Here is a 21,896-nt window from a genome sequence, read left to right as displayed (position 1 = left end):
CGTCCATCTATCGCTCGCCGCGAGCAAATCTCGGGCTCGATTTTCATGCGCGAACCCCTAAGGTTGCGCGCCATGAACAAGCCCACCCTGCTCGCCGGCCTCGCCGCTCTCGCCCTCCTGTCCTCTCCTGCCAACGCGCAACAATCGCCCGAGGCGGTCGCCGAGGCGGCGCTCAAGCGCGCGCCGGTCTTCGACGGTCACAACGACGTGCCGTGGGCGCTGCGCCTGCGCGTCGGCAATGTGATCAACGACTTCGATTTCCAGGACACGACAGACACCGCACGCCCCGATGCGACGCCGCCCGAACTCGCGATGCACACCGACCTGGCGCGGCTGCGCAAGGGCCGCGTCGGCGCGCAATTCTGGTCGGTCTATGTCCCGTCGAACGACGACGAAGCCGAAGCGGTGCAGCAGACGCTCGAACAGATCGACGTGATGAAGCGGCTGGTCGCGCGCTACCCGAACGACCTTGTGCTCGTGCCCGATGCGGCAGGGCTCGAAAAGGCGATGAAGGCGGGCAAGATCGGCGGCATGCTCGGCATGGAGGGTGGCCAGTCGATCGGCTCCTCACTCGCCGTGCTGCGCCAGATGTACGACCTCGGCGCGCGTTACATGACGCTGACCCATGGCAAGACGACGCCGTGGGGCGACAGCGCGACCGACGCGCCGAAGCATGACGGGCTCACCGATTTCGGGCGTCAGGTGGTGCGCGAGATGAACCGCATCGGGATGATCGTCGACCTCAGCCACGTCAGCGAAGCGACGATGAAGGACGCGCTCGAAACCGCAAAGGCGCCGGTGATGTTCAGCCATTCGGGCGTGCGTGCGGTCAACGACCATCCGCGCAACGTACCCGACAGCGTACTGCCCGCGGTCAAGGCGAACGGCGGCGTGATCATGGTCGTCTTCTATCCGCTCTTCCTCGACCCGGCCGTGCGCGCCCGCGATCTCGCCCGCACCGCCGAAAAGGCGCGCATCGACGCGCAATATCTCGGCAATCCCGCGAGCGCCGAAGCGGCGCTGAAGGCGTGGGACGACGCCAATCCGGTGCCCCCGACGCCGATCGCGAAAGCCGCCGACCATATCGACCATATCCGCAAGACGATCGGGGTCGACCATATCGGGCTCGGCAGCGACTATGACGGGATCGAAATCACCCCGACGGGCATGGAGGATGTGACGGGCTACCCCGCGCTGCTCACCGAACTCGCGCGGCGCGGCTACAGCCAGGCCGATCTCGAAAAGATCGCAAGCGGCAACATGCTGCGCGTGCTGAAGGCGGTCGAAGCCTATGCGGCCAGCCAGAAGGGCCAGCCGCCGGTCGAAACGCCGGTCGCGAAATGACATGCCCGTCGCCCCCGCGCAGGCGGGGGCCGCTGGAGGCCTATTCCTGCATCGCCGTGTAAACCGCCGGCGGCCCCCGCCTGCGCGGGGGCGACGTTATTTATTTCCTTTGCCAAACGGCCAGTCCACCGCGCCGCTGGCCCACAGCGCCCACCAGATGATCAGCGGCTGCGCGGCCAGCCGCGGGCCATGATACCACCAGCCGAGCGTTTCGCCGCCGATCGCGATCTGCGCAAAGGCATGGTGGAAATTCGCCGGCCACACGCACAGCGCATAGAGCGCGAGGCCCCACCCGGCGGCCTTGCGCACCCGCGGGATCATCAACCCGATGGCGCCGGCGATTTCGGCCGCGCCGGTCGCCGCGACGACGAACCCCGGCTCGGGCACCCACGGCGGGGTGATCGCGAGGAAAGGCGCCGGACGGGCGAGATGGAGATAGCCCGCCGCGCCATAGGCCAGCGCAAGCAGCCAGCGGAGCGCGGTACGGATCGGGTCGTTCAAAGCGCGCCCTTCGCCGGGCGTCACCGCCCGATGGCTTCGAGCATCGCTTCGATGGTGACGAATTTCTCGCGCGGATTGCCGTCGAGCGCCGCCTTGATCTCGGCTTCCTCGATCCGCCGCCAGTCGCGGAAGGTCACCGGCGTCACGCCGCGGCTGGCGAGCAGCGCATCGAGCCCCGGGCGCCCCGCCTTGGCCGCGCCGCGCCCGATATCACCCAGTACCATTTCGCCGATCCGCGCCCCGTCGGGCTTGTTCGTGCCGATCGTCCCCGACGGGCCGCGCCGTGCCCAGCCGACGCAATAAAGGCCGGGGAGGATGCGCCCGTCGTCGTTGGCGAAGCGGCCGCGGCCATGCTCATAGGGTACGCCGGGGATCGGCGGCGTCTGGTAACCGATGCAGCTGATCACCAGCCCCGCATCGATCGCATAGGTTTCGCCGGTGCCGTGGCTGCGCAGCTCGCCGTCGAGCGTCGTACGCTCGACGATGACGCGCTGCACCTTGCCGTCTCCCTCGATCGCGACGGGCATGGCGAAGAAATCGAAATCGATCGTCACCGGCTTCGCGACCGGATTGGCGGCAAAGCTGCGGAGATGGGTAACCGACTTGCGCATCCCGGGCTCGAGCAGCGCGTCGTCGCCCTCGGGCGGCAGGTCGGCGGGGTCGACGCGCGGGCTGGCGCGGTCGAGGTGGCCCAGTTCGCCCAGCTCCTTCGGCGTCATCGCGATCTGGTGCGGCCCGCGGCGGCCGAGGATATGGATATGGCGCACCGCGCTTTCCGACAGCGCCGCGCGTGCGTGCGCGACGATATCGCTGCCGGCGAATTCGGCCGGCACCTTGGCGAGGATGCGCGCGACGTCGAGCGCGACATTGCCGTTGCCGATCACCGCGACCCCGGCGGCGCCGAGCGGCGGGTTCAGGCCGGCGAAGTCGGGATGGCCGTTGTACCAGCCGACAAACGCCGCACTGCCGATGACGCCGGGCAGGTCGGCGCCGGGGATGTCGAGCGAGCGATCGTTCGGCGCCCCCGTCGCCAGCACGACGGCGTCGTACAGGCCGACCAGCTCGTCGATCGTCACGTCGCTGCCGACCGCGACATGGCCGACGAAACGGACATTGTCGGTGAGCGCAACGCCTTCGTAACGCCGCGAGACCGCCTTGATCGACTGGTGATCGGGCGCGACGCCGGTGCGGATCAGGCCATAGGGCACCGGCAGCCGGTCGATCACATCGACCGCGATATCGTCGGCCTTTTGCAAGGTTTCGGCGGTGTAATAGCCCGCGGGACCCGACCCGACGATCGCGACATGACGCATCAGCCCACTCCTTCGAGGGTGTCCGCGCGGGCGCGGCCCCGTCTCTTGTTATCGAGCGCGATGCTAGCGGCGAAATACGGCAGGGCAAGCGCACTGTTTGCCGACAGGCCACGCCCCGGCGCAGCGGCCTTGACAGGCGGCCCACGCAATCATATTGCGCCCGCCTCATTGCCCCGTCGTCTAATGGTAAGACTACGGATTCTGATTCCGTCTATTGAGGTTCGAATCCTCACGGGGCATCCATCTTCCCTTCCTGCCAGCCACAGTTTTCGATGCTGCCGAACGCTTGCCTTGCTTCGGAGCGGCCGCAGGATTTGCCTGTCCGCTATCCCCGGCCTTGCGGCCCGGCGTCGCGAGTCCGTTGACAGGTCAATACAGTGATGTATGGTTCGCGGTGCTGGAGACGCGCCGGACGGCGATCTTCGGCGCGGGAGCAGCAGGCGCAATGCCGGGCAAATGAGGAAGCAAGATGCCGGATATATCGCGGAACGACGCGGAACAGACGAAGCGGTTCGAGGCGTTTCTCGACATGGGGTCGCTCGTCAAGGGCGGCCGCGTCGCGGTGAACTGGCTGCCCGACGGGCGCTTCTGCTATGTGGTGGATGCGCCGCATAATGTGGCGATCAAGCGGTTCGATCCCCGGTCGGGCAAGGTCGACGACATGTTCGACGTCGCGCGCGTCCGCGACGCGCTGTCGGCGCTGCTCGGCCGCCCGCTCCCCTATGCCGGCCTCCCCTTTACGAGCTTCACCGACGCCGGCGAGGCGATCCTTTTCCAGTTCGAGGGGACGACATACCGGCTGAACCGCGAAGATCATGCGATCGCTGCCGAGCCGGCACCGAATTTGATGGAGCAATTGTTCGGCCGCACGCCGCAGCAACTCGCCGGCCCGCGCGAATTTTTCCGCCCCTCCTATCATGCCGAGGTGCTGGCGGTGCCCGAAATGCCCTCGCCCGACGGCAAGATGCTGATCGGCCTCAAGGATCATGATCTGGCGCTGCATTACACCGGCGACGGCCGCACCGAGATGCTGACCGGCGACGGCGAGCGCTATCATGGCTGGGATATCGAGTCGCTGCGCATCGGCCATGCGGCGGGCGGCTCGCTGGTCCACCGCACCGTCAATCCCTGGTCGCCCGACAGCCTGCGGCTGTTCGCCACCAAATTCGACCAGCGCCAAGTTCCGGTGCAAACGCGCACGCACCTGCTGAAACGCTATGACGAAGTCGAAGAGGTGCGCGTTGCGCGCACCGGCGACCCGATCCCGGTCATCGAGCCCTATCTGGTCGATGTCCTCCAGCGCAAGGCGATCCGCATCGACGTGCCGACCGAGGACCAGATGCTGCTGTTCCTCGGCTGGACGCCCGATGCGCGCCGCCTCTATTTCATGCTTTTCTCGCGCGATGCGCACGAAGCCGCGCTTTATGAAGCCGACGGCGTCACCGGCGCCGCCCGGCTGATCCACCAAGAGCGCGGCGACAGCTATATTCGCATCCAGCACCAGATCGTCTGGGGACGCCCGGGTTGCACCCTGCTCCCCGATCGCGGCGGCTTCCTCTGGGAATCGGAGGCCGACGGCTGGAACCATCTCTATCATTACGACATGGACGGCGGCTTGCAGCGGCGGCTGACCGACGGCGACTGGCCGGTGCTCGATGTCCTCGGCGTCGATGCGCAGGGCGGGCACGTCTATTTCACGGCGCACCACGATCCGGCGCGGCCTTATGACGTACATTTCTGCCGCGTGCCGCTGAACGGCGGCGCGGTCCAACGGTTGACCCCCGAAGCCGGCGTGCACGAAATTCAGCTCGCGCCCGATTTCGGCAGCTTCGTCGCGACGCGTTCGCTGCCCGACATGGCACCGCAGAGCGAGGTCCGCCGCAGCGATGGCACGCTGCTCCACCGCTTCGATCCCGCCGACATTTCGGGTCTCGAAAAGCTCGGCTGGACGCCGCCCGAGCAATTTTCGGTCAAGGCGGCCGATGGCGAGACCGATATCTGGGGTGTCGTCTTCAAACCCGCGAACTTCGATCCGGACGTCCGCTATCCGGTGATCGAATGGATTTATGGCGGGCCGCAGATCGTCAACACGCCGCATTATTTCTACGCCCCCGCCGGCTCGCCCATCTATGCGGTCAACCCGGCGCTGACCCAGCTCGGCTATGTCGTCGTCGTGCTCGACGCGCGCGGCACCCCCGAACGGTCGAAGGCCTTCCAGCAAACCTCTTACCGCGAATGGCGGCGCCACGTCGGCAACGATCATGCCGCGGCGCTAAAGGCCTTGGCCGCCGACCGTCCGTGGATGGACATCGGCCGCGTCGGCATCTGGGGTCATTCATGGGGAGGCTATCACACCGTCGCCTGCATGCTCGACCATCCCGACGTCTATCGCGCCGGCGTCGCGTCGGCGCCGGGGTTCGAACCCTATGACTATTTCATCTACGAACCCTATTTCGGCGGGCCTCCCGGTCCCGACAACGCCGCCGCCTATGAGGATGCCTCGCTGTTCGCCGACGCACCCGGGCTGCAGGGCGATCTGATGATCGCCACGGGGTCGAGCGACATGTGCCCGTGGCAAAATGCCAACAAGATGACCGACGCGCTGATTCGCGCCCGCATCAATCATGAATTCGTCCTGCTGCCCGACGAAATCCACGGCTATGGCGCGAAGCAGGAGAGCTATTTCATCGACAAGCTCGTCCGCCATTTCGACCGCTACCTCAAAAATTAGGATGAGCTGCCGGATCAGGGACATCCGGGCGATCCCGGTCAACATCCCCTATCGCTCGACCCCGGTGATGACCTGCGGCGCGATCGCCGCGTCGACGCGGACGATCATCGCCGTCGAAACGACGACGGGCGAGACCGGATATGGCGAGGCGAGCTATGCCTTTCCCGCCGACATCATCGCCCGCGAGTTCGCGCCGGCGCTGATCGGGCTCGACGCGCTCGACCACGCACTGCTGCGCCGCCACTGCCTGCCGCGCCACCTCGACCTCGGCACGCCCTCGCTGAAGATGCGGCTCGCGGTCTGGGGCGGGCTCGAGATCGCGCTCTGGGATCTCCTCGCCAAGCACAGCGGCCTGCCGCTCTATCGCCTGCTCGGCGGTGCGTGCCGGCCGCGGGCGCCTTTCGTCGCCTATTCCTATGCCGAGCCCGATCCCGCCAGGGCGGTCACCGCGATGGTCGACCGCGCCCGCCGCGCCATCGACGAAAGCGGCGCGCCGATTTTCGAGGTCAAGATCGGCGTCCACCCGATCGACCTCGAAATCGAGATGGTCCGTGCGCTCCACGACGCGCTTGCGGGACGCGCACGGATCGCGGTCGACGCCAATATGGGCCTCAGCTTCGATGACGCCCGCAAATTCGCCGCTGCAACAGCGTCGTTTCTCGAAAATCTGGAGGAACCCGTCGCTTCGCTCGCCGACATGGAACGGATCGGCCGCGAATATCGCCTCAACGTGTCGACGCACGCCGCCGATATCGACCTCATGCGCGCCTATCCCGGCATCCGCGGGATCGTGCCGACGCTCGACGCCTGCGGCGGGATTTCGGCGGTGCGGCGGCTTGCCGAGGTGTGCGGCGCGCTCGGCCGCCGCCTGTGGCTGCGCTCGCACGCCGAATCGGGCATCGGCTGGGCGGCGATGGTCCATCTCGGGATCAGCCTGCCCGGGCTCGACCGGCCGGGACAGGCGCTGATCGACTCGATCGCCGACGACCTGATCCTCGGAGACCCCTGGCTCGTCCGCCGCGGCGGCGTCGTGCCCGCCGAAACGCCCGGGCTGGGCGTCGAGCCCGACTGGGCGGCGATCGGGCGATGCCACGACGCTTTCCTGAAAGACGGCGAGATTCAGGCCTTCACCCCCTCGCCCTGATTTACGCTATTGCTAATTAGTCGCAAGATTGCGACAGGGGCCGCGATGGCGAAGGCGGCGGAAAAATTGCGGGCGACAAATCGGCGCGACGTGACGCTGCGGATATTGGCCGCGGTGCCGCTGAACTATGCGCTGACCGCGCTGCTCACGGTTTGGCTCGCGCGGATCCTGCCCGGCGGCCCGGCGCAGGCGTCGGTCGGCGCGACCCTTATCTCCTTCGCGGCGTTCGCGCTGATCGCGATGCTGTGCTTTGCGGTGCGCTCGACCGCGAAACTGTGGCTGGTCATGGTCGGTGCGGGCACCGCACTCGCACTCGCCGACTGGCTGCTCATCCTGTGGGGCGGGCGGCTGTGAAGGGCGGATTGCGGCAATCGATGGCGTGGCTCCACACCTGGACGGGGCTGGTCCTCGGCTGGCTGCTCTATGCCATTTTCGTCACCGGCACCTCGGCCTATTTCCAGGAAGAGACCACCCAGTGGATGACGCCCGAGATCGGCAGCATCGCGGTCGACAGCGACAAAAGCTATGCCGCGGCGGCGGACTGGCTCGCGCGCAAGGCGCCGGGTGCGACCGAATGGTCGATCTATCGCGCCGGCCAGCGCGCGCCGGGCCTGCAACTCTATTGGGCGAACGGCCCCGACGCCCCCGCCGACGCGCCGACCGAGGCGCGGCTCGACCGGCAGGGCCGCGAAGTGACGGCGCGCGATACGCGCGGCGGCTATTTCCTGTACCGCTTCCATTACGACCTGCATTACATCAACTGGTTTTGGGCACGGTGGCTGGTCGGGATCGCCGCGATGGCGATGCTGGTGGCGATCCTTTCGGGCATCGTCACGCACAAGAAGATCATCGCCGACTATTTCATGCTGCGGCTGGGCAAGGGGCAGCGGAGCTGGCTCGACGTCCATAATGCGTCGAGCGTGCTGTTCCTGCCCTTCATCCTGATGATCACCTATACCGGCCTCGTGTCGCTGGCGACGCACTATATGCCGTGGGGGATCGCGGCCAATTATGCCGACACCGACAAATTCTACGCCGCCGCCTTCCCCTATCCCGATCCGCCCGAAAAGAGCGGCCCCGCCCCCCTCGCGCCGGTCGGACCGATGGTCGCGGCGGCCGAACGGCAGTGGGGCACCGCGGCGGGCGGCGTGCGCATCCTCAACCCCGGCGACCGCAGCGCGCAGGTGATCGTATCGAGCGGCGTCGATAACAGCCTGTCGGCGCGGCCGCGTTCGCTGACTTTCGACGGCGTCACCGGGCGGGTGGTCGGCCGGCATGACCCGTCGGGCGCCGCGACGACCACCGAAGGGGTGATGATCGGCCTCCATGCCGGCCGCTATGCACAGCCGGTGCTGCGCTGGCTTTACCTGCTGTCGGGCCTTGCCGGCTGCGTGATGGTCGCGTCGGGGCTGATATTGTGGACGGTCAAGCGGCGCGCCCGGCTGGCCGATCCCGACAAGCCGCATTTCGGGTTCCGGCTGGTCGAGAAACTCAACATCGGCGCGATCGTCGGACTGCCGCTCGGCATCGCCGTCTATTTCCTTGCCAACCGCCTGCTTCCCGTCGCGCTTGCCGGCCGCGCCGACCGCGAGATCGACAGCCTTTTCCTCGCCTGGCTCGCGGTTTTCGTCTGGGCCGCGGTGCGCCCGCCGCAACGCGCCTGGGCCGAAACGACGGCGGCGACCACAGCGCTGTTCGCTGCCGTCCCCGTCGTCAACGCGCTGACCACCGACCGCGGCCTGTTCGCCAGCGTCGCGGCGGGGGAATGGATATTCGCCGGCTTCGACCTCGCGATGCTCGTCCTCGCCGCAGGCTTCTGGACCGCGCATCGCCGGATCGTCCGGCGCGCCGCGGACCAAACCCCGCGCCGCCGCCGCCGGGACGCTGCCCCGGCATGATCCACCTCGCGCTCCTCCTCTTGACCGCGGCCAGCCTCGCCTGCCTGTGCGCCGGCATCGCGCGGCATCAATCGGCGCTGTTCGGGCGCGCGTTGCCGGCAGGGCAAAGCCGGCTGCTCAAACGCGCCGGATGGGCAATGCTGGCGATCGCGGCCGTCCTTGCCTGCGCCGTCCTCGGTTCGGGCTACGGGCTGGTCGAGGCGCTCGGCTTCGCCAGCCTCGGCGGCTTCGCCGCGATGGCGCTGCTCGCGCGCGCGAACCGGCAGCGCGGACGGCGCTGACCCGCCCCGGCCGAACCGGCGGGCTCAGTCCGGCGGCAGGATATCGAAAGCCGCGCGGGCCATCGTCTCGCCATTGACGATCAGTTCGACGTCGTGCCGGCCCGGATAGTGGCGGCGGGTGCTGAAATCGCGAATGACCTGCCGGATCGCCAGCGCCGCGTCGGCACCGGCGGCAAGGTCGAACGTTCTGAGCTTGAAGACCTTCGCGCCGGCCTTCCCGCCGGCGCGAGCATAATGGATGCGGTAATCGACCACCAGCCGCTGCGCCTCGCGCGCGGTCGAGCGCAGTTCGGCGCCGATCGACAGCGTATCGCCAAGCCGCACCGCCTGCGGTTCGACCGCAAAGCGGCGCACCGCGACGGCGGCGCCATGCCGCACCCCGATCAAGGCCAGCGCCCGCGGATCGCCCTGCTTGATCAGCGTGCGCAGCGCGTGGCGGACGATCCAGACCGTATGCCCATTGTCGATGGGCCAGCCTGCGAGGCGGCCCAGCAGCCAGTCGGGCCGGTCCTTCGCAATATCGTTGAGATGGTTCGCGACCGACTTGCGGACATAAAGGCTGGGGTCGGCCTTCAGCATCTCGAGGATCGGCGCCGCCAGCGTCGGATCGGCCTTGAGCGCCGGGACGCGTGCCGCCCACGGCAGCCGCGGCCGGCAACCTTCGCTGGCGAGGCGGCGGACATGCTCGTCGTCGCTCGCCGCCCACCCGGCCATGACGGCGAGCGTCCGGCCGGCGTCCTGCGCCAGGAAGGGCCGGATCGCAAACTCGGCGGTGCCGAAGCGCGTCAGCTCGGCAAGCGCATCCATCGACGCGGCGAAATGATCGAGGCCGTATCGCGCGACATATTCGGCGAGCGCCACCGCCTGGAAGCCGTGCGTCAGCCGCGGCGCCATCGCGCGCAGCACATCCAGCGCCGCGTCATAGTCGCCGGGAAGCGCGGCATGGAGCGCATCGGCGATATGCCGCACCCGCTCCATGATCGACAGCGTGCCCAGCCCGTCCGACGCGGCGGCAAGGAAGGCCGCGCGATCGAAAAGCGGCGAAACGTCCGCCCCCGCATCGGCGATGATCGTCAAAGCCTGCGGGCCGAGGATGTCCTTCAGCAGCGGGGCGGGGGTATCGTCGGCCATAAGCCTGCATGGCCGAGAACGACGCCTCCCGCCAGTCCCGCTGCGGCGGAAGCGGATCGGGTTGCGGCTGGAAGCAGCCAAAAAAGGCGGACCTTTTCCATTCGTCATCCCGGATCAAGTCCGGGATGACGAAAGCGGGGGAGGCAACGACAGCTTCCCGCCCCAATGCTGTCGCCCGGATCGCGCGTCACCCGCCGCACATTCGACGCATCTCATCGCGATGGACTTGTCAATTAATTTAGTTGAATTATGTTCCGGTCCGATCGGGACGTGATCCGAGTCGACCGAGCGCGCCCGTTATCGACCGAAAGGAGCCTTCATGGCCACCCAGCTTGACACCCCCGACCTGTTCGAGGCCGCCCGCTCGCTTGGCATCGCCATCCTGCCCGCAACCCCGACGATCGGCGCCGAAATCGGGGGGCTCGACCTCGACCGGCCGCTGTCGTCCGAAGAGGCCGACCTGCTGCGCGCCGCCTGGCTCCGGTTCAAGGTCGTCTTTTTCCGCGATCAGGACATCAGCCACGAAAGCCATGTCCGGCTCGGCCGGCTGTTCGGCGAACTGGAGGGGCACCCTGTGATCCCGTCGGTTGCGGGCTATCCCGAAATCCTGCGCATCGAGGGTGTCGAAGGCGTCCAGCTCACCGCCGCGACGCTGGCGCCCTTTCAGGCCTATAACAAATGGCACACCGACGTGACCTTTCGCGAGCGGCCGTCGATCGCGTCGATCCTGCGTGCGCGCATCCTGCCGCCGCTCGGTGGCGACACGATGTGGGCCGACACCGCCGCTGCATACGCCGGACTGCCGCAACCGGTGAAGGACCGGATCGAGGGGCTGGAGGCCGAACATGACATCGTCCGCAGCTTCGGCGGCCGGGTGTCGGAGGAAAAACGCGAACAGCTTGCCCGCGACTTTCCGCCCGTCCGGCACCCGGTGGTCCGCACGCATCCCGAAACCGGCGAGAAGATCCTCTACGTCAACTACACCTTCACCAGCCGCATCGTCGGCCTGCCCGAAGAAGAGAGCGACAGCCTGCTCCGCCTGCTGTTCGACCGGATCAAGGTGCCCGAATATCAGGTCCGCTTCCGCTGGACGCCGAACGCGATCGGCATCTGGGACAACCGGTCGACCCAGCATTATGCGGTCGGCGACTATTGGCCCGAGCATCGCGTGCTCGAGCGCGTGACCGTTTCCGGCGACGTGGTCACCCGGTGAATCTGATCACCACCGAACTTCACGCGCCGCGCCCGCGTTTCCGCACCGCGACGCGCGTCGCGATCGTCGGCGCCGGTTTTTCGGGGACGATGCTCGCGCTGAACCTGCTCGAACAGGCCGATGTCGAGGTGCTGCTGATCGAACGCGACCGGCACCGGATGGGCGCCGGGGTCGCCTATAGCAGCAGCGAGAGCGCCCACCTCCTCAACGTCCGCGCCGGCAATATGAGCGCCTTTGCCGACCGCCCCGACCATTTCTGCGACTGGCTGGCCGCGCGCGGGCTCGGCTGCGACACCGCTTTCGTCACCCGCGCGACCTATGGCCGCTATCTGCGCGAGGCGCTGGCCATGGCGATGGAGCGCTATGGCCGGCGGTTGAAGCTCGTCGACGACGAGGTGCTCGATATCGAGGAGCGCAGCGGACAGGTCACGCTGGGGCTGGTCAACGGCGGGCTGATCGAAGCCGACCGCGCCGTGCTCGCGATCGGCAACCTGCCGCCGCACGACCCGCCCGGACTCGCCGGCGCCGGGCTGCCCGCGCACCGCTATATCGGCGATCCCTGGGCGGGCGATTTCACCGAGGGGCTGGCAAACGACGATCCGGTGCTGGTCATCGGCACCGGGCTGACCGCGGTCGACGTCATCCTTCGCCTCACCGCACAGGGCTTTTCCGGCCCGATCGTCGCGCTGTCACGGCGCGGGCTTCGCCCCCATCGCCACCTCGACGGGCTGCCGCGTCCGCGCCCGGTGCTGGCAAAGCCGGCGCCCGAACTCTCCGAACTGGTGCACTGGGCGCGCGATGAAGCGCGCCGGCACGACTGGCGGCTCGCGGTCGATTCGATCCGGCCGATCACGCAGATGATGTGGGCCTCGGCCGATGCCGAAAAGCGCGCGCGGTTCCTCCGCCATCTCCGCCCCTTCTGGGACGTCCACCGCCACCGCCTCGCGCCCGCGGTTGCCGACCGCATCGACGCGCTCGTCCAGTCGGGGCAGCTCGTCTTCCGCGCCGGCAAGATCGCCGCGGTACGGGCCAACCCCGATGCGCTGGCCGTCGACTGGCGGCCGCGCGGGTCCGATACAATCGCCACGCTGCGCGCGGCGCGGATGATCAATTGCACCGGGCCGCAGGGCGATCTCTTGCGCTCGTCCGATCCGCTCGTCCGCCGCATGCTCGCGGCCGGGCGCATCCGTCCCGATGCGCTGCGGCTCGGGCTCGACATCGATCGCGACGGGCATGTCGTCGACGCGAAGGGCCGCGCCTCCGAACATATCCTTGCGATCGGGCCGATGACGCGCGGCGATCTGTGGGAGGTTGTCGCCGTCCCCGATATCCGCATCCAGGTCGGCGCGCTCGCGCGCCGGCTGGTCAACGCGCACTGGGTCGCGGGCGAAGGGCTCTAAACGGCGCCGCCGCCCGGCGCGTCTTCGCCTTCCAGCCCCTGATATTTGAGCTGGAGATAGCGCTCGCGCGTCGCGAGCTTGTCGAGCTCGCCCGCCGCAAGGCTCCGCGCGGCATGGCCGATCTCGCTTTCGAGCGTCTTCAGCCCGCCGATCAGCGTTTCGTCGGGCGTCCGCCCGGCATGCGCCTCGCCGCGGAGCCCCGCCGGGATGCGCTGATAACCCGCAACGAGTTCGGGCAAATCCTCGCCCACCAGCTTGCGAATATTCGCCGCCGCCGGGCTCGCCGCGTCAAGCGTCTGGAGCTGCGGCGCGAGCAGGTCGAGCTGGACCCCGATGCCGTCGACGAGCTGGCGTGCCGGCGCCGGGAGCGCGGGGCGCTGCGCCTCGAGCCAGATTTCGGTACGCCCCGCGAGCTGTTTCAGATCGGCCTTGGGCAAATCGGCCTGGCGCGGCTCGGGAAAGGGCGGCCATTTGCCGAACATCACCGCGACCCCGACCAGCAGCACGAACAGCGCGAGCAGGCCGACGAAGCCGAGCGGCTGGATCAGCGCGCCGAACAACGCCGCGCCGATCAGCACGATGCCGCCCGCGACGAGCATCCGGCCGAGCTTCTTGTAGAGGTGCTGGCGGCGGAGCGCGACGCTCTTGGTGCCGATCGGGCGGCGCCGCTCGCGCGACCGTTCGATCGCCGATGCCGCCGACAGCCGGACCTTGTCGACTTCGCTCATGCTCATCTGCCGCCCTAGCCTTCGAGCGCGGCGAGCGGACTGTCGGCGCCGCCGACGCTCGCCTGTGCCTGGCTCGCGCCCTCGGCGCGCGCGATATAGCCCTTCGACTTCGCGACCTCGCCCTCCAGCGTCGTCACCGTCGTCTTCATGCTGTCGAGCGCCTTGAGCTTGAAGGTGTCGATCGCGTCCATCGTGTCATAGATATTCTGGAAGGCGCGCTGCAGCGTCTCCATCGGGATCGTGCTCGATGCCGCCTGTTCGTGGATGCGCGCCGTATTGTCCTTCAGCATCTTCGACGTGCCGTCGATGATGTTCGCGGTCGTCGTGTTGAGCGCGGTGATCTGTTCGAGCACCAGCTTCTGGTTCGTCATCGCTTGCGCGACGGTGATCGCGGTCTTGAGCGCGCCGACGGTGGTGGTCGAGGCGCGGTCGACACCCTTCACCAGTTCGACATTGTTCTTCTTGACGAGATCGAGCGCGAGATAGCCCTGCACCGTCACCGCCATTTGCGTCAGCAGGTCCTGCGTCCGCTGGCGGGCATAGAAAAGCGCATTCTCGCGGATCACCTTGGCCTTGGCAGGATCGACGCCGTCGAGTTCGTTCGCTTTCGCTTCCAGTTTCTCGTCGAGCGTCTGGGCGATGTGGACCATCTGCTCGAGCTTGCCCATCGCTTCCCACAGCTTGCGGCGTTCGACGTCGATGGCGGCATTGTCCATCAACAGCTCGTCCTTGCCGTTGGCCAGCGCGGTCAGGATGCCGCCGATATGCGTCTGCGCGCTGCGATATTGCGCGAAATAATTGCCGACCTTGCCGCCGAAGAGCTTGTCGAAAAAGCCGCGCTTGGTCAGGAACTTGCCGTTCGCCGACGGATCGAGCCGCTCGACGGTATTGCGGAGTTCGATCAGATTCTGGCCGATGTCGGTGTCGCGGTCCATCGCCTTGATCGGGCGGTCGAGGAAGCGGTTCGACTGGTTCGCCGCCTCCAGCATCTCCTTGCGGCCCATGTTGGTGATCTGGTCGACCTTTTGCCCGAAGGCGGGCGAATTGACGTCCTGCGCGACAAGGTCGTCGATGAAGCCGTCGACGCGTTCCTCGAGCTTCGATTTCTGCTCGGTCGACAGCGGGACAAGACCGGCGGCCTTTTCGGGCGTGACCACGGGCACGGGATCGGGCGGGGTCAGCTTCAGTTCGTCGGTCGCGGTTGCCGTTGCGGTCGCTTCGCTCATTCGTCTTCCTTCCAAGCACCCAAGTCTGCCAAGGCGCCGCATCCCTATATGGCACGCGGACCTGTGTTATTCAAGCACTACACCGGTGCGGAACGATTCAGCACCGGCGCGATCCATGCCGACAGGATCAGCTGCGCCATATGATAGACGAGGATCGGGACCAGCACCATGCCGGCGACGGCGGGCGGGAAGAGCGTCGCGGCGAGCGGCGCGCCGACGGCGATGCTTTTCTGGGCGCCCGAAAAGAGCAAAGTGATGCGGTCCGGCCGCGCGAGCTTCAGCAGCCCGCCGGTCAGCCATGCGCCACCGAAGGACAGCGCGAGCAATATGGCGACCGCGGCACCGACGATCGCGATCTCGCGCCCGTCGAGCAATTGCCAGATCCCCGCGACGACCGCCGCCGAAAAGGCGACATAGACCGCGATCGCGATCGCGCTGCGGTCCATGAAGGTCGCAAGACCGCGATGCGCGAGCACCCACGGGCGCAGCCAACGCTGAACCAACTGTCCCGCTACGAAAGGCACGAGCAGGATCGAGACGATGCGCAGCACCGCCTCGCCATGGATCTCGCCTTCGGCCCCGGCGAGCAGCGCGAAGAGCAAAGGCGAGAGCGCGACGCCGCTGAGGTTGAGCAGCGCCGCCGCGACAACGCTCGCCGCGACATTGCCGCCCGCAAGACTACTCGCCGCGGTCGCCGACTGGACGGTCGAGGGCAAGATGCCGAGGAAGAGGAAGCCGAACGCGAGCGTCGCGGGGAGCAGCGGCGCGGTTACCGCCTGCGCGGCGAGCCCGAGCAGCGCCATGAAGCCGAAGCAGAAAGCGAGCGTGGCGCCCTGCAATTTCCAGTTACGGATGCCGTGCAGCACCTCTTCGCGCGGCAGGCGGACGCCGTTCAGGAAAAACAGAAAGACGATCGCGGCGGTGGAGACCCCCTGCGCAACGGGCACCGCCACGCCGCGCACCGGCAGCAGGCTGGCGAGCAGGACCGTCGCGAACAGCACGGGGACGAAACGGTCGGGGAAGATACGCGAAATCATCGGCACGAGCGATGGCGGCGCGATGCGCGCTTGGCAAGGCTGCACGGGGCGATAGACCGGCACGATGGCTCGCATCCTGATTCTCGCCGCGCTGCCCGAAGAGGCCGACGCCCTGTTTCCTGCAAGCGGACGGCGCGAGGCGGGCCCGTTTGCCCTCCGCCACCTCATCGTGCACGGCCACGATCTTTCCATCGCCACCTGCGGGCTCGGCAAGGTCAACGCCGCGCTCGCCGCGGGGCTGCTGGGCGCCGAGGCCGACCTCCTGTTGATGAGCGGCACCTGCGGCGCGCTCGGCGCGGCACCCGGCGCCTACTGGCTCGCCGAGGCGCTCCAGCATGATTATGGCGCGACGCATCCCGGCCGGTTTCGCCGCTACCGCGCCGGCGAATGGCCGATGGGCGAGCCCGCCGAGGCGCATTTTTCGGCGATGCCCGATCCCGGCCTCGGCCTGCCGCACGCGCGCATCGCCAGCGGCGACAGCTTCGTCGCCTGCCCCGACGCCGCCGCCGACCTCACGTCGCTCGGCGCGACCCTCGTCGACATGGAGGTCGGCGCGGTCGCGCAGGCCGCCGCGCGGCTGGGCAAGCCCTGGGCCGCGATCAAGGCGGTCACCGACGAAGCGAACGGCGACAGCGGCGGCGACTTTCAGGCGAACCTGATCCGCGCGGCCCGACTGGCAGCGACCGAGGTCGAACGGCTGGTGGCGACGATTTGACGGTTGGCGGGTTTCGGCCGGGAGTGGACGTAAGTCGTTTGGAATTCCTCAATTGTGTCATTCCCGCGAAAGCGGGAACCCAGGGCGGGTTTACACTACTCTGGGTCCCCGCTTTCGCGGGGATGACAAAAGTTGGAAACGTCCGCTTCCCACCCCAAAGCGGACCACGTTGGGTCGCGCTCACTCGTAGCTGAGGTGCGTCGCTTTCCCGCGGAAGATCCAGTGCGACAGGATCGAATATCCCAGAATCACCGGCAGCACGAATAGCGCCCCGATCAGGATGATACTGAGCGATTCGGGGCTCGCTGCCGCCTGCCAGATGTCGAGCCGGTCGGCGATCAGATAGGGGTAGAAGCTGTAGGCGATGCCGACGAAACCCAGCGCGAAGAGGATGCCTGCGGTCGCCAGCGGCACCCACGACAGTTCGTCCCGCGCGCGCAGCGGACGGCGCAGGAAGATCGCGAGGCCGATGAACAAAGTCGCGGCGGCAATCGGGATCGGCAGCAGCGCAATGATCTCGGGCAGGCGGAACCAGCGCTCGAATATCCGTTCGGACAGCAGGGGGGTCGCGATCGAGATGATCGCCATCGCCAGCGCGGTCAGCCACAAAGTCACCTCGGCCCAGCGCACCGCGCGCTTCTGCAAATCGCCCTCGACCTTGTAGATCAGCCAGCAGGCGCCGACGAACAGATAGCCCGCGACGAGGCCCAATGCCGCGAGCAGGCAGAACAGCACCGAGGCGAGGCTTTGGTCGAAGCCGAGCACATAGGCGCCGAGCATATAGCCCTGGCAGAGCGCGGTGAGCAGCGACCCGGCAAAAAAGGCATTGTCCCAGCGCTGCTTGTGCTCGGGCGGCGCCTTGGCGCGAAACTCGAAACTGACGCCGCGCAGGATCAGCGCGACGAGCATCAGCACGACGGGCAGATAGAGCTGGGTCAGGATCAGCCCGTGCGCAACCGGGAAGGCGACGAGCAGCAGCCCGATGCCGAGCACCAGCCATGTCTCGTTCGCATCCCAGAACGGCCCGATCGACGCGACCATCAGGTCACGATTCTCATCCTTCTCGAGCCGTGTCAGCATGCCGACACCAAGGTCATAGCCGTCGAGGATGACGTAAAGCAGGATCGACAGGCCCATCAGCCCGGCGAAGATCACGGGCAGCCACCACGGGTCGAAGAAGGGCGTCATGGCTTGACCTCCAGCGCTTCGGCCGGACCTTCCGCGACGCCCGGCAGCGGGAACATCGGCTTGGTTTCGGGCGCCGCCTTGCCGAGTTTCGCGAGGCGATAGAGGACGGCGACATAAGCCGTCAGCAGCACCGCATAAACCGCCAGATACAGCGTCAGCGAACTCGCAACCATCGCGCTGCCGACCGGCCCGACCGCGTCGGCGGTCTTGAGTACCCCGGTGACGAGCCACGGCTGGCGCCCGATCTCGGTGACGTACCAGCCCGCCAGCGTCGCGCCCCAGCCGCTGAAGGTCATCGCGACCAGCCCCCAGCCGAGCCAGCGCGGCATCGCATCGACCCCGCGCCGCCGGATCGTCCACGCCGCGAACCACGACAGCGCGAGCATCAGTACCCCGATGCCGACCATGATCCGGAATCCCCAGAACAAGGGTCCAACCGGCGGATGGTTGCCTTCATAATCGTTGAGCCCGGGGACGACGCCATCGGCATGATGTTTCAGGATCAGGCTGGCGCCCGACGGGATCGCGATTTCCATATGGTTGGTGCGGGCCTCGCTGTCGGGGATAGCGAACAGGACGAGCGGCACATTACCCCGCGTTTCCCAATTGGCCTCCATCGCCGCGATCTTCTGCGGCTGATGTTCCAGCGTGTTGAGCCCATGCTGGTCGCCGACGAAAATCTGCACCGGGATCAGCAGCGCCGCGGCATAGACTGCGGCTTTCAGGGTGCGGCGAACGCCTTCGCCGCCGCCGTCCTTCAGCCAGCGCCAGGCACTCATCCCGGCGATCAGGAAGGCGACGGTCAGCGCCGAGGCGATCAGCATATGCGTCAGACGATAGGGCATCGACGGGTTGAAGACGATCGCCCACCAGTCGGTCGCGTGGACGACGCCGTCCCGGATTTCATAACCGACCGGGGTCTGCATCCAGCTGTTGAGCACGATGATCCAGAAGGCCGACAGCGTCGTGCCGCCCGCGACCAGCAGCGTCGCCATCGTGTGCACCCAATTGGGCACGCGGCTGAAGCCGAACAGCATGATGCCGAGGAACACCGCCTCGAGGAAGAAGGCGGTCAGCACCTCATAGGCGAGCAGCGGCCCCGCGACATTGCCGACCTTTTCCATATAGCCCGGCCAGTTGGTGCCGAACTGGAAGCTCATCGTGATGCCCGAGACGACGCCCATCGCAAAGCTCAGCGCGAAGACCTTCACCCACAGGCGATAGGCGTCCATCCACGCGCCGTCTTGCGTGCGGTTATAGGCGAGCTTGAAGCCGAGCAGCGCCCAACCGAGCGCGACGGTGATCGTCGGGAAGAGGATGTGGAAGCTGATGTTCGCCGCGAACTGGATGCGCGCGAGGATCAGCGGGTCAATCGCGTCCATCGTCGATCTCCTTCAAACCCTGGCCTTTCCCGCGGCCGAGCATCCGGTCCTTGAACTCGAGCGCTTTTACCACACGTTCGCCGAGACGCAGCAATTGGAGCAGCCGTTCGGTGTCGAGCCGCTGCATCTCGTCGTACCAGTCGGTGAGCAGTTCGATCTGTTCGTGCATCGCGGCCATGCGCGCCTGCGCGAAACGGTCGGCGGGGTCGGCCGCGGGCTCCATCATCAGCCCGCGCAGCGTCGTCAGCGTCGGGTCGATCTCGCGCTTCTTGCGCTCCTCGACCAGCGTGCGGAAAATCGCCCAGACGTCGCGCGGCGTTTCATAATAGTCGCGCCGGTCGCCGGGCAGGTGGCGGAGCTGGACGAGCTTCCAGCTTGCGAGCTCTTTCAATCCCATCGACACGCTGCCGCGCGACAGGCTCAGCGCCTCGCTGATCTCCTCGGCATGGCGCGGCACCTCGGCGAGGAACAGCATCGCATAGATCTGCCCGACCGTGCGGTTGATCCCCCAGCGACTCCCCATCTCGCCGAAATGCAGGACGAACGCCTGCGCTAGCGGGGAGAGCCGGCACGGCGGAGATAGAGAGTCGGGGGCGGAGGACGGTTCCACGCGACCCTCCTACAGGATAATTTCTGAAGTTTCAATAATTATTGAAACTTCGCGCGCCACCCTACGCTGCGTGACACCTTTGCCAACTTCGGCAATTTCGTTGCGCCGCAGCATCGCTTCTGTTAGGGGCGCGGCGTTTCGCGGCGCCACGAGCGCTGCCTCCTTCCATTAAGGCTCAAATCCGCATGTCTCTGCGCAATATCGCCATTATTGCCCACGTCGATCATGGCAAGACCACCCTCGTCGACCAGCTGTTCCGCCAGTCGGGCACCTTCCGCGACAACCAGCGCGTCGAAGAGCGCGCGATGGACTCGAACGACCTCGAAAAGGAACGCGGGATCACCATCCTTGCCAAGTGCACCTCGGTCGAATGGGGCGAAGGCGCCGACCAGACGCGCATCAACATCGTCGACACCCCGGGCCACGCCGACTTCGGCGGTGAGGTCGAGCGCATCCTGAGCATGGTCGACGGCGTCATCCTGCTCGTCGATGCCGCCGAAGGCCCGATGCCGCAGACCAAGTTCGTGACCGGCAAGGCGCTCGCGCTCGGCCTCAAGCCGATCGTCGTCGTCAACAAGATCGACCGCAGCGATGCGCGCGCCGCCGAAGTGCTCGACGAAGTGTTCGAGCTGTTCCTCGCGCTCGAAGCCAATGACGAACAGCTCGACTTCCCGATCCTTTATGCCTCGGGCCGTGGCGGCTATGCCTCGGAAAGCCCCGATGCGCGCGAAGGTACGCTCGAGCCGCTGTTCAAGACGATCGTCAGCCATGTCCCGACCCCGGGCCTCGACGAAGACGCGCCCTTCACCTTCCTCGCGACCCTGCTCGACCGCGACAATTTCATCGGCCGCATCCTGACCGGCCGCGTCCAGTCGGGCACCGTCAAGGTCAACCAGCCGATCCACGCGCTCGACATGGACGGCAAGGTCATCGAAACCGGCCGCGCCTCGAAGCTGCTCGCGTTCCGCGGTCTCGACCGCGTCCCCGTCGAGGAAGCGAAAGCGGGCGACATCGTCGCGATCGCGGGCCTGACCAACGCGACCGTCGCGAACACCATCGCCGACACCAGCGTCAGCGAGCCGATCGCCGCGCAGCCGATCGACCCGCCGACGCTGTCGATGCGCTTCGCCGTGAACGACAGCCCGATGGCGGGCCGCGAGGGCAGCAAGGTCACGAGCCGCATGATCCGCGACCGCCTGCTCCGCGAAGCCGAGACGAACGTCGCGATCCGCATCACCGAAAGCGCGGACAAGGACAGCTTCGACGTCGCGGGCCGCGGCGAGCTCCAGCTCGGCGTGCTCATCGAAACGATGCGCCGCGAAGGCTTCGAACTCGGCATCAGCCGCCCGAAGGTGCTGTACGGCGAAGACGAAGCCGGCAAGCGTACCGAACCCTATGAAACCGTCGTCATCGACGTCGACGACGAACATTCGGGCACGGTCGTCGAGAAGATGCAGATCCGCAAGGCCGACCTGACCGACATGCGTCCCTCGGGCGGCGGCAAGACGCGCATCACCTTCAGCGGCCCGTCGCGCGGCCTGATCGGCTATCACGGCGAATTCCTGTCCGACACGCGCGGCACCGGGATCATGAACCGGCTGTTCGAGAAATATGGCCCGTACAAAGGCACGATCGAGGGCCGCAAGAATGGCGTCCTCATCTCGAACGGCAATGGCGAAGCCGTCGCCTATGCGCTCGGCCCCTTGGAAGAGCGCGGCATCCTGTTCGTCTCGCCCGGCGAGGCGCTATATGAGGGCATGATCATCGGCGAAAATGCCAAGCCCGACGACCTCGAAGTCAACCCGATGAAGTCGAAGCAGCTCACGAACTTCCGTTCGACGGGCAAGGACGACGCGATCCGCCTGACCCCGCCGAAGCGCATGACGCTCGAACAGGCGATTGCTTATATCGACGACGACGAGATGGTCGAAGTGACTCCGAAGAATATCCGCATCCGCAAGGCGCTGCTCGATCCGCACGAGCGCAAGAAGGCGTCGCGCAAGAAGGAAGCGGCCTGAAGATCAAGGGGGCGGTCAGCGATGACCGTCCCTTTT

General features: G+C 67.1%; 19 protein-coding genes and 1 tRNA gene. 11 read left to right on the top strand and 9 right to left on the bottom strand.

The genetic code is table 11. From position 1 onward, the window contains the following. Positions 1-72: 72 nt before the first annotated feature. Positions 73-1,344 (top strand): dipeptidase, encoded by a 1,272-nt coding sequence (locus tag LH19_RS24300; RefSeq protein ID WP_054732408.1) that lies wholly within the window; start codon positions 73-75, stop codon positions 1,342-1,344. A 96-nt stretch (positions 1,345-1,440) separates the two neighbouring features. On the opposite strand, the gene LH19_RS24295 is transcribed toward LH19_RS24300, so the two are convergent. Both LH19_RS24295 and LH19_RS24290 read right to left on the bottom strand, forming a co-directional pair. Next, entirely contained in the window at positions 1,441-1,845 is a 405-nt protein-coding gene (locus tag LH19_RS24295; RefSeq protein WP_054734267.1) for a DoxX family protein, read from the bottom strand. A 20-nt stretch (positions 1,846-1,865) separates the two neighbouring features. Further along, a complete protein-coding gene (locus LH19_RS24290; protein ID WP_054732406.1) occupies positions 1,866-3,158 on the bottom strand; it encodes an FAD-dependent oxidoreductase in 1,293 nt (430 codons plus the stop codon). A gap of 169 nt (positions 3,159-3,327) precedes the next feature. Between LH19_RS24290 and LH19_RS24285 the strand changes: the two genes are divergently transcribed. The 6 genes from LH19_RS24285 to LH19_RS24260 all read left to right on the top strand — a co-directional run bounded on the left by LH19_RS24285 (position 3,328) and on the right by LH19_RS24260 (position 9,212). Beyond that, positions 3,328-3,401: transfer RNA gene (locus LH19_RS24285), tRNA-Gln, on the top strand. A 226-nt stretch (positions 3,402-3,627) separates the two neighbouring features. Further along, complete coding sequence (locus LH19_RS24280) at positions 3,628-5,889, top strand: S9 family peptidase (RefSeq protein ID WP_054732397.1); 2,262 nt, start codon at positions 3,628-3,630, stop codon at positions 5,887-5,889. Between the two features lies 1 nt (position 5,890). Then, a complete protein-coding gene (locus tag LH19_RS24275; RefSeq protein WP_054732394.1) occupies positions 5,891-7,033 on the top strand; it encodes a mandelate racemase/muconate lactonizing enzyme family protein in 1,143 nt (380 codons plus the stop codon). 45 nt (positions 7,034-7,078) lie between these two features. After that, positions 7,079-7,387 (top strand): hypothetical protein, encoded by a 309-nt coding sequence (locus LH19_RS24270; RefSeq protein WP_054732392.1) that lies wholly within the window; start codon positions 7,079-7,081, stop codon positions 7,385-7,387. Then, complete coding sequence (locus LH19_RS24265) at positions 7,384-8,931, top strand: PepSY-associated TM helix domain-containing protein (protein WP_054732387.1); 1,548 nt, start codon at positions 7,384-7,386, stop codon at positions 8,929-8,931. The genes LH19_RS24270 and LH19_RS24265 overlap by 4 nt, the downstream gene beginning before the upstream one ends. Continuing rightward, positions 8,928-9,212: a DUF3325 domain-containing protein gene (locus tag LH19_RS24260; protein WP_054732384.1), complete on the top strand. Its 285-nt coding sequence runs from the start codon at positions 8,928-8,930 to the stop codon at positions 9,210-9,212. Before LH19_RS24265 ends, LH19_RS24260 begins: the two co-directional genes overlap by 4 nt. Before the next feature lie 24 nt (positions 9,213-9,236). Here LH19_RS24260 and LH19_RS24255 read toward each other — a convergent pair whose 3' ends face one another. Further along, entirely contained in the window at positions 9,237-10,343 is a 1,107-nt protein-coding gene (locus tag LH19_RS24255) for a DNA alkylation repair protein (RefSeq protein WP_054732382.1), read from the bottom strand. A 319-nt stretch (positions 10,344-10,662) separates the two neighbouring features. Between LH19_RS24255 and LH19_RS24250 the strand changes: the two genes are divergently transcribed. Both LH19_RS24250 and LH19_RS24245 read left to right on the top strand, forming a co-directional pair. After that, on the top strand, positions 10,663-11,556 hold the full coding sequence (locus LH19_RS24250; RefSeq protein ID WP_054732378.1) for a TauD/TfdA dioxygenase family protein: 894 nt from the start codon (positions 10,663-10,665) through the stop codon (positions 11,554-11,556). Next, entirely contained in the window at positions 11,553-12,956 is a 1,404-nt protein-coding gene (locus tag LH19_RS24245; RefSeq protein WP_234716024.1) for an FAD/NAD(P)-binding protein, read from the top strand. Before LH19_RS24250 ends, LH19_RS24245 begins: the two co-directional genes overlap by 4 nt. Here the strand turns inward: LH19_RS24245 and LH19_RS24240 are convergent. From LH19_RS24240 to LH19_RS24230, 3 genes are all read right to left on the bottom strand, one after another. Beyond that, positions 12,953-13,684 (bottom strand): hypothetical protein, encoded by a 732-nt coding sequence (locus LH19_RS24240; RefSeq protein WP_234716023.1) that lies wholly within the window; start codon positions 13,682-13,684, stop codon positions 12,953-12,955. The two genes, LH19_RS24245 and LH19_RS24240, sit on opposite strands and share 4 nt — an antisense overlap. 14 nt (positions 13,685-13,698) lie before the next feature. After that, the gene (locus tag LH19_RS24235; protein WP_054732370.1) at positions 13,699-14,910 is read right to left on the bottom strand and encodes a toxic anion resistance protein; all 1,212 of its coding nucleotides are present in this window, start codon (positions 14,908-14,910) and stop codon (positions 13,699-13,701) included. A 77-nt stretch (positions 14,911-14,987) separates the two neighbouring features. Next, positions 14,988-16,022, bottom strand: a complete 1,035-nt coding sequence (locus LH19_RS24230; protein ID WP_234716022.1) for a bile acid:sodium symporter family protein — start codon at positions 16,020-16,022, stop codon at positions 14,988-14,990. On the opposite strand from LH19_RS24230, the gene LH19_RS24225 reads away from it, so the two are divergent. After that, on the top strand, positions 16,012-16,662 hold the full coding sequence (locus LH19_RS24225) for a 5'-methylthioadenosine/S-adenosylhomocysteine nucleosidase family protein (protein ID WP_054732367.1): 651 nt from the start codon (positions 16,012-16,014) through the stop codon (positions 16,660-16,662). The two genes, LH19_RS24230 and LH19_RS24225, sit on opposite strands and share 11 nt — an antisense overlap. Before the next feature lie 180 nt (positions 16,663-16,842). Here the strand turns inward: LH19_RS24225 and LH19_RS24220 are convergent, their stop codons facing one another. Genes LH19_RS24220 through LH19_RS24210 form a run of 3 tightly spaced genes read right to left on the bottom strand, consistent with a single transcriptional unit; the run spans position 16,843 to position 19,842 of the window. After that, complete coding sequence (locus tag LH19_RS24220) at positions 16,843-17,850, bottom strand: cytochrome d ubiquinol oxidase subunit II (RefSeq protein ID WP_054732364.1); 1,008 nt, start codon at positions 17,848-17,850, stop codon at positions 16,843-16,845. Then, on the bottom strand, positions 17,847-19,232 hold the full coding sequence (locus LH19_RS24215; protein WP_201258396.1) for a cytochrome ubiquinol oxidase subunit I: 1,386 nt from the start codon (positions 19,230-19,232) through the stop codon (positions 17,847-17,849). The genes LH19_RS24220 and LH19_RS24215 overlap by 4 nt, the downstream gene beginning before the upstream one ends. Continuing rightward, the gene (locus LH19_RS24210) at positions 19,219-19,842 is read right to left on the bottom strand and encodes a GbsR/MarR family transcriptional regulator (RefSeq protein WP_234716021.1); all 624 of its coding nucleotides are present in this window, start codon (positions 19,840-19,842) and stop codon (positions 19,219-19,221) included. The genes LH19_RS24215 and LH19_RS24210 overlap by 14 nt, the downstream gene beginning before the upstream one ends. A 185-nt stretch (positions 19,843-20,027) precedes the next feature. Here LH19_RS24210 and typA point away from each other — a divergent pair, with 185 nt between their 5' ends. Further along, complete coding sequence (typA, locus tag LH19_RS24205) at positions 20,028-21,860, top strand: translational GTPase TypA (RefSeq protein WP_054732358.1); 1,833 nt, start codon at positions 20,028-20,030, stop codon at positions 21,858-21,860. Positions 21,861-21,896: the final 36 nt, after the last annotated feature.

Origin of the sequence: Sphingopyxis macrogoltabida (assembly GCF_001314325.1) — a bacterium.
Lineage (GTDB): Bacteria > Pseudomonadota > Alphaproteobacteria > Sphingomonadales > Sphingomonadaceae > Sphingopyxis > Sphingopyxis macrogoltabida.
Note: the sequence above shows the minus strand (reverse complement) of the source record. Positions and strands in the feature narration are given on the sequence as shown.

Coding starts and splice junctions, on each gene's coding strand:
- LH19_RS24290 (WP_054732406.1), bottom strand. CDS start 3,158: ATGCGTCATGTCGCGATCGTCGGGTCGGGTCCCGCGGGCTATTACACC.
- LH19_RS24220 (WP_054732364.1), bottom strand. CDS start 17,850: ATGACGCCCTTCTTCGACCCGTGGTGGCTGCCCGTGATCTTCGCCGGG.
- LH19_RS24255 (WP_054732382.1), bottom strand. CDS start 10,343: ATGGCCGACGATACCCCCGCCCCGCTGCTGAAGGACATCCTCGGCCCG.
- LH19_RS24275 (WP_054732394.1), top strand. CDS start 5,891: ATGAGCTGCCGGATCAGGGACATCCGGGCGATCCCGGTCAACATCCCC.
- LH19_RS24235 (WP_054732370.1), bottom strand. CDS start 14,910: ATGAGCGAAGCGACCGCAACGGCAACCGCGACCGACGAACTGAAGCTG.
- typA (WP_054732358.1), top strand. CDS start 20,028: ATGTCTCTGCGCAATATCGCCATTATTGCCCACGTCGATCATGGCAAG.
- LH19_RS24250 (WP_054732378.1), top strand. CDS start 10,663: ATGGCCACCCAGCTTGACACCCCCGACCTGTTCGAGGCCGCCCGCTCG.
- LH19_RS24270 (WP_054732392.1), top strand. CDS start 7,079: ATGGCGAAGGCGGCGGAAAAATTGCGGGCGACAAATCGGCGCGACGTG.
- LH19_RS24300 (WP_054732408.1), top strand. CDS start 73: ATGAACAAGCCCACCCTGCTCGCCGGCCTCGCCGCTCTCGCCCTCCTG.
- LH19_RS24230 (WP_234716022.1), bottom strand. CDS start 16,022: ATGCGAGCCATCGTGCCGGTCTATCGCCCCGTGCAGCCTTGCCAAGCG.
- LH19_RS24280 (WP_054732397.1), top strand. CDS start 3,628: ATGCCGGATATATCGCGGAACGACGCGGAACAGACGAAGCGGTTCGAG.
- LH19_RS24240 (WP_234716023.1), bottom strand. CDS start 13,684: ATGAGCGAAGTCGACAAGGTCCGGCTGTCGGCGGCATCGGCGATCGAA.
- LH19_RS24225 (WP_054732367.1), top strand. CDS start 16,012: ATGGCTCGCATCCTGATTCTCGCCGCGCTGCCCGAAGAGGCCGACGCC.
- LH19_RS24215 (WP_201258396.1), bottom strand. CDS start 19,232: ATGGACGCGATTGACCCGCTGATCCTCGCGCGCATCCAGTTCGCGGCG.
- LH19_RS24260 (WP_054732384.1), top strand. CDS start 8,928: ATGATCCACCTCGCGCTCCTCCTCTTGACCGCGGCCAGCCTCGCCTGC.